Genomic DNA, 13,859 nt, shown 5'->3' on the forward strand with positions numbered 1-13,859 from the left:
CGAGGACAACAGCGGTCGGAAGTGGATACCCCACCCCCTCGGATAACCGCGGGGCTTTTTGCGCGCAAAAAAAAAGGGCCTCCGCCGGCCCATGGCCCGTTCGGAGGCAAAAGAGAGAAAATGGAGGAATAGAGTATCGAATATTACCAGGTCTTGAATCCTTTCGAGCCAACGCTGGCATTCGAAATAATATCCATGACCGGTACGGAGTAAGCTACAAGAATAAGGACAACCAGCACACCGACCCATACGCCCCAGCGCTCGAAGATGGCCGGCGCTTTTTCCGCCGCTTCGCTCGCTTCCGCGATCGGGAACTCGGTTTCCCCTTTCGGGGCACTGAGCAGCATGACGATGTTAATGATCATCATGACGACGCCGATGAACAAGATCGTGCCGCCGATGGCCATTGCCACATGGTACGGCATCCAGCCTACCGCATCCGCGCTGTCCTGATACGTGGTAAAGGCGGTCCGGCGGGGCGATCCGAGCAGACCGACCGTATGCATCGAGCCCGACATGAAGAACATGCCGACCATCCACACGATCGTTTGAATAATCCCCATCCGGTGCATGAGCGGAGTCATTTCCCGCCCCAGCATTGCCGGAATCAGCCAATAAGTAATGCCGAAGAAGGTCAGCGCCACGCTCGTTGCCACCGTCAGATGGAAGTGGCCGGTTACCCACAGCGTGTTGTGAACGATAGCGTTCAACTCGTGGCTGGCGTTAATCAGTCCCCCGGCACCGGCCGGGATGAAGATCAGCATCCCCATGAACGGAGCGAAGAAGCGGACGTCCTTCCAAGGCAGCTTCTTCAGCCAGCCGAACAGTCCTTTCGCGCCGACGGAGCGGCCGTGCATCTCAAAGGAAGCGAACAGCGAGAACGCCGTCATCAGCGACGGAATAACGACCATGAACGTCAGAACGACCTGCACAAATTTCCAGACGTTCGAGATCCCCGGCTCCATGAGCTGATGGTGGAAGCCGACCGGAATCGAGAAGAGCAGGAACATGATGAACGACAGGCGGGCCAGCGCATCGCTGAACATTTTGCCGCCGATCACCTTCGGAATGACAACATACCAGCACATATAAGCAGGCAATAGCCAGAAGTAAACAAGCGGATGGCCGAAATACCAGAACAGCGTCCGGCTCAACACGACGTTGACCGTATCGACCCAGCCGAGCGACCACGGGATAAGCTGGAACAACACCTCGATCGCTACGCCCAGCGTTGCGATAATCCACATCAGCATCGTCACGACGGCCATAAACGTAAAGATCGGGGTCGTTTCACCACGGTGCGTTTTTTTCCAATAGCGGTAGTTGATGAAGATACCGAAGCCGCTCATCCAGCTCCCGACCACAACGAACACCAACGCGATGTAAAACGCGGGCGATGCTTTAAGCGGAGCATAGAACGTGTACAGCACCGTCGCCCGGTTCAGCAAAATCTCAACTGTGGCGATCGCCGTTCCGAGCGTCATCAGGCCGAAGCCGAGCCAACCGAGATTGCGGGCAATCGGCAGCAGATGGCCTCCGAGCGTACGGGCAACCCCCGCATACAAAAATCCGATGATGAAATAAGTGGTGAAGATGAGCGCCATCAAGACGCCGTGCGCCGTCAGCAGCTGGTAATAGCCGATGCCCATCGGCAGCGCAAGCATCCCCCCGCGGACAAGCCCTTGCATGACGCCGGCAATGCCGCCGAGAAACAGCGCGAAGAAAGCGAACAGAATATGGGCGAGCACTAGGGCCGAATCGCGCCGATCGAAACTTTTCAGATTTTGAATCATAGGGAATACGCTCCTTTAATTGCGGACCGGTCCGGACATTCCGGCGAAGGAATCGCCCCGCTTCCGCCTTCGAGAATTGTGATATTTTTCACAATATGGGATATTAAGGTTCTTTCCGCGACCGTATGCGCCTATTTTACGATGATTTTCATCATCATGACTTCGTGCGCCGCTCCGCAGTATTCGTTACACAGCACCAGATACTCACCCGGCTTATCGAACGTATACGAGAAATGATTCACTTCGCCCGGCACGGCCATCATGTTGATCGTCGTTCCGTTCACTTGAAACCCGTGCACGACATCGGAACTGGTCAATTGAAAGCGAACCTTTGACCCCGCCGGAATTTCCATTTTGTCGGGATTGTACCCGAAGGCAAAAGCAACCAAAATCGCCTCGTACTCTTTGTCGCCAATTTGGTGAAGCCCCGGCTTATCGAACGGCGGTGTCGTAGTCAGCGTATCCGGATTTACCGTATGCCGGTGATCGCCGGGCGGCTCCATCCCTAATGCAAACGCTCCCACACCAACGACCGTCAAAAACAAGACTAACATGGAAATCCCGAAAATGAGCCAAATTTTTTCCAAACGATGAATATGCATGCTCCTTCAACTCCTTCAATCTCTGTTCCGTTCCCGTTCCCCGTCTACGGTTTTACCCCCTGACTATGAACAATACGAAGACCCCGAACCAACTCAGCAGCAGAAACAATCCGAGCAGCATGACGGAAGCGAAAGTGCCTTTCAAGCCTTCCTCTTCGTTCTTTTGTTTGACAACCGGCGTTTCCCCTTGATGCATTTGGGATGCGGCGTTGTGCGGCTTAGCCATCTTATTCCCTCCCCTTGTGCGGGACATCTTATGTCCTTATTGTAGAGGTCCGGGACCGAAAGGCTCTATGATTTAAGTCACAGCGAAAGTCAAGGATTCTTGAACGTTTTATGGACGAAAAAGACGAAAAATGTCGAATCCACTTTCGGCTGTGACGAAATTCGATGACGGTATATTTTTGTTTATTTCTGCGCAACTTGTAAGGATAAGGGAGGATTCGCGTACGGAAGCGCACAGGAGGTAACGCCATGACCCCTATTTCGAAATCGATCGCCGAAAATTTGGATACCCTTTACCGTACCTTCAGCCATACGCCCGATCTGATCACCCGTCATTTCCAGATGAAGCCGGGAGCGCATGCGCTGCTGGTATATTTCGACGGGTTGACGGACAAGCCCGCCGTCAGCAATCATATTCTGCACCCGCTTATTCACGAGCTGGATTCGATAGACGACCTCTCGAACGCCTCGGCGATCACCGGACAAACACAGACGGTGACCCGGTGGGCCGATGTCGAAATGTCGCTTTTCCACGGGAACAGCGTTCTCTTCATCGACGGCCTGCCGTATTGTTACGTCTTTCCGACGCAAGGAGGACCGGAAAGAGCAATCAAGGAGCCCGATACCGAAAAGACTTTAAAAGGGGCGCATCTCGGCTTCGTGGAAGCGGACGGTCAGAACATTGCGCTCATCCGCCGCTATTTGCCGAACCGTGAATTAAAAATCAAGCAGTTCGTCATTGGCGCGAGAGGAAAAACCAAGGTTTCGGTTTTGTATTTGGAGGATGTCACCAAACCCGATTTGGTGGAGGAAATTGAGACCCGTCTTCGGCAAATCGATACGGACCACATCTTTAATGCGGGGGAATTAGAAGAGTATATCGAAGATCATCCGGCCAGCCTGCTGCCGCAATTCATCATTACGGAGCGTCCCGACTCGACCGTCTCGCACCTTCTGGAAGGCCGAATTGCAGTTATTGTCGATAATTCGCCGGGAGTGCTCATCGGCCCCGTCACTTTCCTGACGTTCTTTCAATCGATCGAGGACTACAGCAGCCGTTGGATCGTGGCATCCTTTATCCGGTTGCTGCGCTTTATTGCCTTTTTTATTACGATTTCCCTGCCGGCGGTTTATATAGCCATTATCTCCTTTCATTACGAAGTGCTTCCGCTGCGGCTGCTGATCTCCATCGGGGAGTCTAGAGCCAAAGTCCCTTTTCCGCCGATCATCGAAGCGCTTGTCATGGAAATCTCCATCGAAATGCTGCGGGAAGCTGGTCTCCGTCTGCCGGGCCCTCTCGGGCAAACGATCGGCGTCGTCGGCGGTATCATTATCGGACAGGCAGCCGTTCAAGCGGGCATCGTCAGCAACATTATGGTCATTATCGTAGCCATCACAGCCGTTTCGTCGTTCATTATTCCCGATTACGACATGGCTTCGGCTTTGCGCTTGATCCGGTTTCCGATGATGGTGCTGGCCATGATGTTCGGGATGGTCGGCATTGTGATCGGGCTTGCAATCTTTGTGCTGCATTTGATAGCGATGGAGTCGGTCGGCGTTCCGTACGGAAGCCCGGTCGCTCCTATCCGGATCATCGATTGGAAAGATATTTGGATGCGCATGCCACTGTGGAAAATGAACAAGCGACCGCTCTCCGCGAATCCGGCTCAATTGAAACGTCAGGGTCCCAGCCGGGAAGGGGACGATCAGAAAAGGTGACGGCTGGTCATGAAAAAATATACCATCAATGAAATCAACCTGAAGCAGTTCATCTTTACGATCTACAAGACCCAGATCGGTATCGGCGTGCTGTCCCTCCCGCGCGATTTGGCCGAGACGGCCGGGATGGACGGCTGGCTGGCGATTGTGCTCGGCTGGCTGCTCGCCATACTGTTCAGCGTCATCATCATTAAAGTGATGGAGAAGCATCCAAACGATTCGCTGTTCGACCTGTTCCCCAAATATTTCGGGCGATGGCTCGGCGGCTTCTTTTCCTTGCTGTGGATTTTGTATGCCTCCTTTTCCGCCAGCATCGCTATGCTCTCGTCGATTCACATTATTCAGGTATGGATTTTGCCGAATGCCAAAGAATACGTTCTGATGCCGCTGTTAGGCATTCCCGTCTACATGGCGGCCAAGCAAGGGATCCGGGTCATCGGCCGGTTTTCGGAGTTTGTGTTTCTGTTCACCCTGTGGATGCCGATGATCCTGTTCCTAACCTTGCAAGAGAGCACCTGGCTGAATCTTTTTCCGATTGCACAGAAGGGATGGCTTCCCATTCTTGCGACCGTCAAAGCGACCGTTCTCTCTTTTCTCGGATTTGAAATCGCGTTTATGCTGTACCCTTTCCTGCAGGACAAAAAATCGGCGGTCAAAGGCGTCTTTATCGCCAATACGATGTCCATGCTTATTTTTATGCTGATCACGATCTGCAGCTACGTCCGCTTCAGTCAGGATGTGATCATGGAATACGTCTACCCCACGTTGAACCTGCTGAAGCTCATCCGCCTTCCGATCCTGGAGCGGTTTGAAATTATTTTTCTTCCGTTCTATTTGTTTATCTTGTTTATGACGGTTATCCCTTATCTGTACATGTCCGTATTCGGCATCAGCCGGATGCTCGGCAAACCGGATCACCGTCCCTACTTGCGTCTGATCATGCTGGGCTGGCTGTTGCTCCCCTTCTTTTTCACTCCCTCCTTTTCCGAAATTACCGGATTGGGAAAGCTATGGGGCAATCTCGGATTGTTCGCGGCCGTCTTTTTCCCCATCTTCCTATGGGTATACCAAGGAATATTCCGTAAGCTTAGAAAGGGCGCATTCCGATGAAAAGACTCCTGATCGCCATCCTGACGCTCTCCCTGCTGCTCGCCGTTCCCGGGTGCGGTCGAAGAATGTATTTGGAGAACCGGCAAATTATTTTGATGACGGGCGCCGATCTCGGCAGCGACCAGCAGCTGACCGTCTTCACGTCCACCCCGGTGTTCAGTGTGGAGGCCAAGCAAAAATACAATATATCGGAAACGACCGCCGATACGCTGAGACAGGCCAGATCGAAGCTTGATACGATGAGCACCGGCCCGCTCGCTTCCGGGAAGATTCAGACGGTATTGGTCGGAAAAAAGCTGCTGCAGCGCGCGAATATACTGTATTATCTGGATGTGTTCATGCGCGATCCGAAAAGCGAGATCAACGCGAACGTCGTAGCTGTGGACGGCTCTGTCAAAGAGATTATGTATGCGAATATGGCGGATAAAGGACGGCCTGGCGTCGTCATAAAAGAACAGACGGAGGCAGCGTTCACCAGCCGAACGGCCGTAAAAACGATCATGCAGGAATTTCATCAGCAGCTCCTCGATCCGCGAAGAACGCCTTCCTTGACGGAGGTCAAGCTAAAGGACAACGAAATCGTCGTGTCGGGAACGACTCTTTTGTCCAAAGAAGGCACATACGTTACCTCGCTAAACAACGAGGAGAGTACGCTATTAATGCTTTTGCAGCAAAAAAAAGGGCAGCCCTTCCCTTTTACGCTGCACGTTCCGCCGCAGAAAATAAAGGCGCAGCAGCGAATGGCCTACGTCAGTCTGGAGATTGGACATGTGAAGTACGACATCAAGTCCAAGCATGAGAATAACCGGTTTGCCTTCGATATCCGAATGGACATTGATGTGAATATGACGGAACGGCTGTTCGAATACAACCTTGAGAAAGATAAGAAGCGATTGGAGCAAGCTATCGAACAGGAGCTGCAAAAAAAATGCGAAGCGCTGATCGCGAAAATTCAGAAGCACCGTATCGATCCGATCGGATTGGGGGTATATGCCAAATCGTTCCACTTCGATCATTGGAAAAAAGTCGAGAACGATTGGGGTCGGGCGTTAGGCGAAGCCAAGGTCCGCATGATGCCAAAGGTTACCATCAAAAGCTCCGGGGTTGCGATGTAGACTACCTTACGGTCGGCTTCGTTAACGGACAATCCGGGATCTCGAAGATGGCGATATTAAAGTTCGCCAGCTTGCGCAAAAAATAACACGTTTCCGGAAGATGGTGCTCCAGGAAGCGGAGCGTCGTCCGGTTTAACAGCTGGGAGTTCCGGTACAGGTCGAGAATATGCTCGACCAGATGATAGAAGACTACGACGGACTCGGACACTTGCTTGGCGAACAACCGCTGCAGCGGAAACAGCGGCGGGGTAAACCGCAGATAGCCTTTGATCGCTTTGTTTTTGATAATATGCGCTTGAAATTCCCGCTCGACTTGCTGTACCCTGAGGGATAAGGGAATTTCGACCGGGTCTAAGGCGTTACGTGCCAACACCGCATGCCCGAGCTGATCCTCCAGCCACAGGTCCAACAAATCGACCAGCGAAAGCTCCGGAGGCCTCTCCGCACGCATAGCATACAGGAGAAGCCGCAGGTATTCCTGATTCTCATTCAGCGTCCCGTTCAGAAACGTCGGCGACAAGTTTAAAATAATTAGGTTTTGCATCCGCAAATGCTGCATATGCCCTTCGAATTGAAAATAACCGACGGTTACCGGGTAACTGGCCTTGGCGAACTCCGCCATCTCGGGGGATTCGTATGGCAAGTCCGGGTCGACGGCGTACAGGCGCTCCCGCAATTGGCGGAACGCTACGATATATTCCTTCGCCGTATCGACCCACTGTTCTTCGGCCGGCGACAAATAATCGCGCATGAAGTAAGCGTGATCCTCCAATATTTCAAGCCAGAACCGGTGTTCGTCCCAGGCCGTCATCTGGGAATATTTCATAGCCATCCCTCCAAGACGTTATCAACCTATCCTATGTCTTGACCGGGAGCAATTAGTACCGGAAAAACAAACCGGCCATCATCAACGCAGGGTGACGCCGAGAGACAAACGATTTTGCAAAGGAGGGATCGTATGCCAGTTCCGTCGGTATTGGAAAATATCGCAAGCCTGTTTAAGGAAGAGCTGAGCGACAACCTGGCGGGCATTTATTTGCACGGCTCTTTGGCCATGGGATGCTTTAACCCGGACAAAAGCGATATCGACTTGCTGGTTGTTGCCAACCGCAGCTTGACAGCGGAAACGGCGAGGCGGATCGCCCAAAAGCTGCTTGCCATCGACGAAGAGCTCCCGAACGAAGGCGGAATCGAGCTGAGCGTCGTCTTGGGGAATAATCTTGACGAGTTCGTTTATCCTACGCCTTTTGAATTTCATTATTCCCCCTTGCACAGGGACAAGTATCGGACGGACGACAATTATATTTGCGGGGGCCGGGAAGATCCGGACTTGGCGGCACACCTTGTCGTCGCTTATCACCGGGGAATCGCTTTATACGGAAAGCCGCTGTGCGAGGTGATGCGGCCCATCGACAAGCGGTTTTATGTGGAATCCATTCTTCACGATGTGGAGGACGCTCCCCAAGGCATCCTGGAGGCGCCCGAGTATTATGTCTTAAATTTGTGCAGAGTGTTATATTATCTCAAGGAAGGCGTCGTTTCTTCGAAGCGCGAGGGCGGCGAATGGGGCTTAAAGGCACTGCCTTCGGAGTACGGAGAGACCGTTCGTCTATGCTTGGAGCGGTACGACGGCAGAGCGGACCGCATGGAGCCGGACAAGCGGCTTCTGCCCGATTTCGCCGGCTATATGCTGGGTGAAATCCGGCGGTCGGTTCAATGAGAAAAAGGCGCACCGTCGTATTCTGGCGGTGCGCCTTTTTGCGATAAGGACTATAATACCGGCCATGTCTCCTTGCGGTATGCCATGTCCCAGAACATGTACTCATACCGGCTGCTGAGAATAAAATGATTCTGCATCCGCTGCCGGTCTTGAGCCGTCGCCTGCTCCGCCAGCTCGTCCAGCCGGGCGATCTGCTCTTCGACAAGCACCCGGAACCATTCGCCGCCGTAGGCTGCGATCCATTCGCGGTAGATCGGCTCTTCCGGCGTGCAGCCCGCCAGCCGTTCGCCGATCTCGTAATACAGCCAATAGCACGGCAGGATCGCGGCGATGATGTCGCCGAGCTGACCGGTATAGGCCGCACGGATCATATGGGAAGTGTACGCATACGAAGTGGGCGCGGGCTCGAACGCCGCTTTTTCCTCCTCGGTGACGCCGAGCAGCTTGCTGAATTTCTCGTGCAGGGACAGCTCAGCCTCATAGGTGCCCTGCGCATGATGCGCCATGCGGTTAACTGTTGCCAAATCGTTCGCTTTAGCCGCGCCAAGCGCCTGCACACGGGCGAATTGGGACAAATAGTACGCGTCGTTCAGCACGTAGTGCCGGAAGCAATCGAGCGGCAGCGTACCGTCGCCGATGCCCTTGACGAACGGATGCTCGAAGCTGGCTTGCCAGCTTGCGTCCGCCGCTTGACGCACTTGTTCGGAAAATTTCATAACGAATCCGCCTCCTTCATATTCGATAAGCCAACCATTGCCTCATAACTACCGTACGTCGCCGACCGGAAAATACGGAAACTGCCAGCCGAGCAGCAAAGCGACCGCCCAGACCGTCAGCGTGACGACCAACAGCATACCGTCGCTGCCCGACCATCCGATGCGGTAATAATACGTACGCTTCGCCGCGGACGAGAAGCGCTTCGCTTCCATCGCCACCGCGATCCGCTGCGCGCGGCGGATGCTCTGCGCCAGCAGCGGAATCGAGTGGCGTTTCAGCGTATCGATCCAGCCGCAGACGCCCTTTCTCATCTTGACCCCGCGCACCTTGAGCGCCATCTGCAGCGTGCGGTATTCGGCCGCCACCATCGGCATGAGCCGCAGCGCGGCCATGAAGCTGTAGGCGTATTTTGCCGGGAGCCGGCACTGCTGCATAAGCGAGTAAAACAAGCCAACCGGACTGGTGGTCAAGCCGAACAGCAGACCGATTAGCGCCGCATTTACGGTTTTCAGCCCGATGGATAGCCCGCGGAAGAAGCTTTCCTCCGTTATGTGCACGAGCCCCCAACGCACCCACGTCGTCTCTCCCTTGCCGAAAAACACCATTGAGGTGGAGGAGGAAACGAACATCAGCGCAAACGGCAGAGACAGCAGCAGCAGTCTGCGCCACGGGTGTCCGGCGGCGGCAAAGAGCAGCACCAGATACATCCACGTGATATTGGTAAGCACGTTGATGTCATGCGTGAACAGAACAAGCAGGAACAGGCTTACCGATACGAGCAGCTTAAAGCTCGGATTGACGCGGTGCAGCCACGTTTCCCGATAGGACCAGGCCAACGGCACGTCTCGTCAACTCCCTACCTCTTCGAATGTCGGCCGCCGCTCCGGGCGCAGCCGCGCCTCGTAAACTTCAGGGCTCATATCCGCGGCAAGGGCGCCTTGCCGCACCTCCCACACCCGGGTGGCGAAGCGGCTTACAATGTCGGGATCGTGCGTCACCATGACAATGGCCGTTCCTTCCCGACGCCACGCTTCGAGCTTCTCCAGAAGCGCGAACGTATTCGCCGCGTCCTGGCCGAACGTCGGCTCGTCCAGCAGCAGCAGCCGCTGCGCTTTGACGGTTGCGGCCGCTACGCTCAGCCGGCGCTTCTGCCCGAGCGAGAGCTGGTACGGATGCAGGCTGCGATGGCCCTCAAGGCCGAACCACGCCAGCAGCTCTTCCGTCTTCGCACGGACTGCTGGTTCCGGCTCGCCGTCCCGGCGGAAGTTAAACGCCACTTCGTCGTATACCGTATGCGTGACAAACTGCATTTCCGGATTTTGAAACACGTAAGCCGCCATGTCGGCGACATCCTCGAATTCCCGGACCGTACGGCCGCCCAACCCGTAGCTTCCTTCCGTACGCAGCAGCTGCATCAGCGATTGAAGCAGCGTGCTTTTGCCTGCGCCGTTCTCGCCGACGACGGCGATCCAGTCGCCGGCGTTCAATTCGGCCGCCGCCGCTTCGATCTTCTTCACCGGGCCGTAATAGCCGGCGAAGCGGTCCAGCCGGAGCAGCGGCTCCTTCGTCGCTGCCGGCTCGATCCGCTCCCGCTGCGCAGCGGCATTGCGCCGGTCGTAGTCCTCCCATACGCCGGGATACCAGATGCCATACTCCTGAAGCTCGCGCTTATGCGATCTGAACACCGCGCCCGGCTCTCCGTCGGCCAGAATGCGCGCCTGCGTATCGAACAGCACGACCCGGTCGACGAAATCGACGATCTCGTCGATCTTATGCTCCACGATGAGCACCGTCTTGTCCCGGGTGACCCGCTTGACGGTTTCCCATACCTCGGTCGTACCTTCCGGGTCGAGCAGCGACGTCGGTTCGTCGAGAAACCAGACGTCCGGCTCCAGCGCCAGGAGCGACGCGATGGCGAGCCGCTGCTTCATGCCTCCCGACAGCGCGGCGATCGGGGTGTGCAGCTCCTCAAGCCGCAGGCCGACCTGCTCCAGGCAGTCCCGAATCCGCTGCTGCATTTGTTCGCGCGGCACCTGAAGATTTTCGAGCACGAACGCAATCTCTTCGTCTGCATACGGCATGCAGAACTGTGCGTCGGGGTCTTGGAACAAGTAACCCCAGGACGGCGGAATGCCGATGCTGTCATATTTAACCGGCACGTCGACCGCTTGCGGAATCAGGCCGCTCAGCACCTGCAGCAGCGTCGATTTGCCGCAGCCGCTCGGCCCGAGCAGCAGCACCTTCTGTCCTGCGCCGGCGCCGAAGCTCAAGCCGTCGAACAGCAGCGACGGACTGCCGGGAAATTTCAAGCGCAGCCCCGATACGTGCGCGATCCGGTCCGCGCCGCTCATTTCCGGTCCAGCGCCTGGTAATCGTCAAGGCTTGCCGGGCGGACAAGCTGCGTGACGCCGGTCTTCTCCAGCGCTTTAACCAAAGCGTAAGCGAGCGGTCCGGTAATCAGGAACGAACCGACGAATCGGAGCACGATATACAAAGAGAGGTTCCACGGCTGCAATTCGGTCAAGTAGCTCTTGAAATAGTCGAACACGAGCGCCCCCGCGCCCGACGCCATTCCGGCCAGGCCGGCAACGGCCGCGGTATACCGTTTATAGCCGAACGCTGCGAAGACGAGCTCCGCGCACAGTCCTTGCACGATACCATACGTCAACGAGCTGACGGAGAATTGCGAGCCGAGCAGCATTTCCGCCAGCGCTGCGGCCACTTCCGCCAAAAAGGCGACGCCCGGCTTGCGGATGATCAAGAAGGCGGCGGTCGATGCCATAAACCACATGCCGTACACAAATTGCTCCAATTGGATGCCCGGCACCGACGCCAGGTTGTACACGTCTCCCCATACCCGGTAAACGATACCGAAGACGACGGCGATGACGACGGTGACCAGAATGTCGGTCAGCTTCAAGCCTTTTTTCATCTGTTTCCTCTCCTTCGAAGAACTGAAAGTGTTGTCCGGGACATAGCAACGTCGGTCTGCCCAAGCGGATTACGCCAAGATAAACGCGAAACCGTAAATTACGGGAACTTACAGCTCCGCATCAACTAAAAAAGCCGCCCCCGTATAAGACGGAAGCGGCTCTTGTAAGCACAGTTTGATGCAAGCGTGCTGACGCTCTCCACTTCCCTACGCTGGTATCAACCAGATCAGGTTCAGAGGGTCTAGGATCTATCGATCCAATCTCAGCCCAAGCGGCTCCCCTAGTGACACACCTATATTACCACGGTTCACCAAATTGTCAATAAGAAAAGCATTATCGAGGAAGATACATTCGTGTCTTAGAGGAAGCTTTTCTTGCGAGCAGAAAGTTTACATGCGCTTTCGCGCTTTAGTGAAGTTAAACTTTATTTACTCTTAACAAAAAAGGCGGCAATCCATGGAACCAACCTCCGGATTTAGCCCTTTTGTACCGTATTCGTGTCGAAATTTGAAGAAGAACTAGGAGAATTTTACCTTATATTGAAAAACAATCGCAGTCCTTTTTGGGAAACGGTTACGAACTATGGCCTTCTTTGTCGGATTCTGCTAAAATAAAGGATACTTGGTACTACCCGGAACCTTTGCGCGCCTGCGGACCCATATGCAGGATGCAAGCGATGGAAGCGCTGTCTTCAACGGAGGAAAGGAGCCTTACTATGGACGAACTGCTTCGATCGCAGCTTGAGACGGAATCGATCACGACCGATATGGTGAAGCATTGTTCTTATTGCGTCATGATCTCGCCCGATCCGCTGCACCGAACTCCCGTCTACTGCATTAAATATTCCGGGTCAAACACCCCGATCCTGGTTAATTTGGCGACGTGTCTGACCTGCGGCGATTTCAAGAAGTGCGGGCTGCGCTTCGAGCAATCGTGACCGCGCCGCAACGAAAGTTTTTGCGGATGAAGCTTATATGCCCTGACCGTCTGAACGGAAGGCTCCTTCGGGAGCTTTTCTTGCTTTTTCGGACCCGTTTGGCGGTTGCTTTGTCTTTTGTTCTATGTCAAGATAAGCGTTGTACCGCATTTCCATATTAAAAGGAACAGGTGAACCATAACCCTATGAAGATTTCGTTTTTTCGGCTGCTGACCGAGCTCTCCTCCCGTAAAGCGGTGTCGAGGCTAACAGGAGCTTTTGCCAAATCCCGTGCCAGCCGCGGACTGATTCCCCGCTTCGCGAAAACGTACGGCATTCGTGTACAGGACGCGGAAAAAGCGGTTCACGAATACGGATCGCTGAACGAGTTTTTTTCCCGCCGGCTCAAAAGCGGACTTCGTCCGGTCGACGCGACGCCGGACACGCTGGTCAGCCCGGTGGATGCCATGATTACCGGCATCGGGCCGATTCATGAGGGACTGATCGTCAATGTCAAAGGACAGGACTATACCATTCAGGAGCTGCTCAACGAGAGCCCCCGGATGATCAACTATACGAACGGCTACTATTGCGTGCTCTACTTGAGCCCGACCGATTACCACCGGATTCATTCGCCCGTCACGGGCGACATTCTTGAAAAGGAGCATGTCCCCGGCAAGGTGTACCCGGTCAACGAATTCGGTCTCCGGCACATGCGGCGCGTACTCAGCCGCAACGAACGGCTCATCACCTACATGCAGCACGACGCCGGAGAAATTGCCGTGGTCAAGGTCGGCGCGCTGAACGTCAGCAGCATCCAATACGTCGTCCCGCTGCCGGACCGGCTGGAGCGCGGCGACGAGCTGGCTTACTTCGAATTCGGCTCGACCGTCGTCCTTCTGATGGAGAACGGCACATTCGTGCCGCGGACCGCTCTGGAAGTCGGAAGCAAGGTGAAAGTCGGAGAAGCGCTCGGAACGTTTAAGCGCCGGGATTAGCGCATACGATA

The 13,859-nt window shown here is 54.9% G+C and carries 14 protein-coding genes and 1 riboswitch; of the genes, 6 read left to right on the top strand and 8 right to left on the bottom strand.

Annotation, left to right across the window (positions count from 1 at the left end):
- Window positions 1–143: 143 nt before the first annotated feature.
- The 3 genes from NI000_RS06655 to NI000_RS06665 form a co-directional block, all read right to left on the bottom strand.
- Window positions 144–1,793, bottom strand: coding sequence for a b(o/a)3-type cytochrome-c oxidase subunit 1 (locus tag NI000_RS06655; RefSeq protein ID WP_253408889.1), 1,650 nt, complete (start codon window positions 1,791–1,793; stop codon window positions 144–146).
- Window positions 1,794–1,924: 131 nt separating this feature from the next.
- On the bottom strand, window positions 1,925–2,395 hold the full coding sequence (locus NI000_RS06660; protein WP_054972021.1) for a cytochrome c oxidase subunit II: 471 nt from the start codon (window positions 2,393–2,395) through the stop codon (window positions 1,925–1,927).
- Window positions 2,396–2,447: 52 nt separating this feature from the next.
- Window positions 2,448–2,621, bottom strand: coding sequence for a cytochrome c oxidase subunit 2A (locus NI000_RS06665; RefSeq protein ID WP_081890242.1), 174 nt, complete (start codon window positions 2,619–2,621; stop codon window positions 2,448–2,450).
- A gap of 248 nt (window positions 2,622–2,869) precedes the next feature.
- On the opposite strand from NI000_RS06665, the gene NI000_RS06670 reads away from it, so the two are divergent.
- The 3 genes from NI000_RS06670 to NI000_RS06680 are packed head-to-tail and all read left to right on the top strand — an operon-like array spanning window position 2,870 to window position 6,564.
- On the top strand, window positions 2,870–4,339 hold the full coding sequence (locus NI000_RS06670) for a spore germination protein (protein WP_253408891.1): 1,470 nt from the start codon (window positions 2,870–2,872) through the stop codon (window positions 4,337–4,339).
- A gap of 9 nt (window positions 4,340–4,348) precedes the next feature.
- A complete protein-coding gene (locus NI000_RS06675) occupies window positions 4,349–5,449 on the top strand; it encodes a GerAB/ArcD/ProY family transporter (protein WP_253408893.1) in 1,101 nt (366 codons plus the stop codon).
- On the top strand, window positions 5,446–6,564 hold the full coding sequence (locus NI000_RS06680; protein ID WP_253408894.1) for a Ger(x)C family spore germination protein: 1,119 nt from the start codon (window positions 5,446–5,448) through the stop codon (window positions 6,562–6,564). The genes NI000_RS06675 and NI000_RS06680 overlap by 4 nt, the downstream gene beginning before the upstream one ends.
- 1 nt (window position 6,565) lies before the next feature.
- Here NI000_RS06680 and NI000_RS06685 read toward each other — a convergent pair whose 3' ends face one another.
- The gene (locus tag NI000_RS06685) at window positions 6,566–7,390 is read right to left on the bottom strand and encodes a DUF2935 domain-containing protein (RefSeq protein ID WP_253408896.1); all 825 of its coding nucleotides are present in this window, start codon (window positions 7,388–7,390) and stop codon (window positions 6,566–6,568) included.
- 132 nt (window positions 7,391–7,522) lie between these two features.
- On the opposite strand from NI000_RS06685, the gene NI000_RS06690 reads away from it, so the two are divergent.
- A complete protein-coding gene (locus NI000_RS06690; protein ID WP_253408898.1) occupies window positions 7,523–8,284 on the top strand; it encodes an aminoglycoside adenylyltransferase domain-containing protein in 762 nt (253 codons plus the stop codon).
- A gap of 50 nt (window positions 8,285–8,334) precedes the next feature.
- On the opposite strand, the gene tenA is transcribed toward NI000_RS06690, so the two are convergent.
- From tenA to NI000_RS06710, 4 genes are read right to left on the bottom strand one after another with little or no spacing between them, the layout of a single operon-like run.
- Window positions 8,335–9,000 carry a thiaminase II gene (gene tenA, locus NI000_RS06695; RefSeq protein ID WP_108533374.1) on the bottom strand — a complete coding sequence of 222 codons (666 nt, stop codon included), beginning with the start codon at window positions 8,998–9,000 and terminating at the stop codon, window positions 8,335–8,337.
- Window positions 9,001–9,048: 48 nt separating this feature from the next.
- The gene (locus NI000_RS06700) at window positions 9,049–9,843 is read right to left on the bottom strand and encodes an energy-coupling factor transporter transmembrane component T family protein (RefSeq protein ID WP_253408900.1); all 795 of its coding nucleotides are present in this window, start codon (window positions 9,841–9,843) and stop codon (window positions 9,049–9,051) included.
- A 6-nt stretch (window positions 9,844–9,849) separates the two neighbouring features.
- Window positions 9,850–11,352 (bottom strand): ABC transporter ATP-binding protein, encoded by a 1,503-nt coding sequence (locus tag NI000_RS06705; RefSeq protein ID WP_253408902.1) that lies wholly within the window; start codon window positions 11,350–11,352, stop codon window positions 9,850–9,852.
- Window positions 11,349–11,933: an ECF transporter S component gene (locus NI000_RS06710; protein ID WP_253408904.1), complete on the bottom strand. Its 585-nt coding sequence runs from the start codon at window positions 11,931–11,933 to the stop codon at window positions 11,349–11,351. The genes NI000_RS06705 and NI000_RS06710 overlap by 4 nt, the downstream gene beginning before the upstream one ends.
- A gap of 187 nt (window positions 11,934–12,120) precedes the next feature.
- Window positions 12,121–12,226, bottom strand: a riboswitch (TPP riboswitch).
- A 423-nt stretch (window positions 12,227–12,649) separates the two neighbouring features.
- Between NI000_RS06710 and NI000_RS06715 the strand changes: the two genes are divergently transcribed.
- Together NI000_RS06715 and asd are read left to right on the top strand one after the other, a co-directional pair.
- Window positions 12,650–12,871 (top strand): hypothetical protein, encoded by a 222-nt coding sequence (locus NI000_RS06715; RefSeq protein ID WP_253408906.1) that lies wholly within the window; start codon window positions 12,650–12,652, stop codon window positions 12,869–12,871.
- Between the two features lie 185 nt (window positions 12,872–13,056).
- Window positions 13,057–13,848 carry an archaetidylserine decarboxylase gene (asd, locus tag NI000_RS06720; RefSeq protein ID WP_253408908.1) on the top strand — a complete coding sequence of 264 codons (792 nt, stop codon included), beginning with the start codon at window positions 13,057–13,059 and terminating at the stop codon, window positions 13,846–13,848.
- Window positions 13,849–13,859 lie beyond the last annotated feature (11 nt).

The organism is Paenibacillus tyrphae, from assembly GCF_024158745.1.
Taxonomy (GTDB): domain Bacteria; phylum Bacillota; class Bacilli; order Paenibacillales; family NBRC-103111; genus Paenibacillus_G; species Paenibacillus_G tyrfis_A.

Excerpts from the sequence above, each read along its gene's own strand:
- NI000_RS06685 (WP_253408896.1), bottom strand. The coding sequence starts at position 7,390 with ATGAAATATTCCCAGATGACGGCCTGGGACGAACACCGGTTCTGGCTT.
- asd (WP_253408908.1), top strand. The coding sequence starts at position 13,057 with ATGAAGATTTCGTTTTTTCGGCTGCTGACCGAGCTCTCCTCCCGTAAA.
- tenA (WP_108533374.1), bottom strand. The coding sequence starts at position 9,000 with ATGAAATTTTCCGAACAAGTGCGTCAAGCGGCGGACGCAAGCTGGCAA.
- NI000_RS06705 (WP_253408902.1), bottom strand. The coding sequence starts at position 11,352 with ATGAGCGGCGCGGACCGGATCGCGCACGTATCGGGGCTGCGCTTGAAA.
- NI000_RS06670 (WP_253408891.1), top strand. The coding sequence starts at position 2,870 with ATGACCCCTATTTCGAAATCGATCGCCGAAAATTTGGATACCCTTTAC.
- NI000_RS06675 (WP_253408893.1), top strand. The coding sequence starts at position 4,349 with ATGAAAAAATATACCATCAATGAAATCAACCTGAAGCAGTTCATCTTT.
- NI000_RS06665 (WP_081890242.1), bottom strand. The coding sequence starts at position 2,621 with ATGGCTAAGCCGCACAACGCCGCATCCCAAATGCATCAAGGGGAAACG.
- NI000_RS06710 (WP_253408904.1), bottom strand. The coding sequence starts at position 11,933 with ATGAAAAAAGGCTTGAAGCTGACCGACATTCTGGTCACCGTCGTCATC.
- NI000_RS06680 (WP_253408894.1), top strand. The coding sequence starts at position 5,446 with ATGAAAAGACTCCTGATCGCCATCCTGACGCTCTCCCTGCTGCTCGCC.
- NI000_RS06715 (WP_253408906.1), top strand. The coding sequence starts at position 12,650 with ATGGACGAACTGCTTCGATCGCAGCTTGAGACGGAATCGATCACGACC.
- NI000_RS06690 (WP_253408898.1), top strand. The coding sequence starts at position 7,523 with ATGCCAGTTCCGTCGGTATTGGAAAATATCGCAAGCCTGTTTAAGGAA.
- NI000_RS06660 (WP_054972021.1), bottom strand. The coding sequence starts at position 2,395 with ATGCATATTCATCGTTTGGAAAAAATTTGGCTCATTTTCGGGATTTCC.
- NI000_RS06655 (WP_253408889.1), bottom strand. The coding sequence starts at position 1,793 with ATGATTCAAAATCTGAAAAGTTTCGATCGGCGCGATTCGGCCCTAGTG.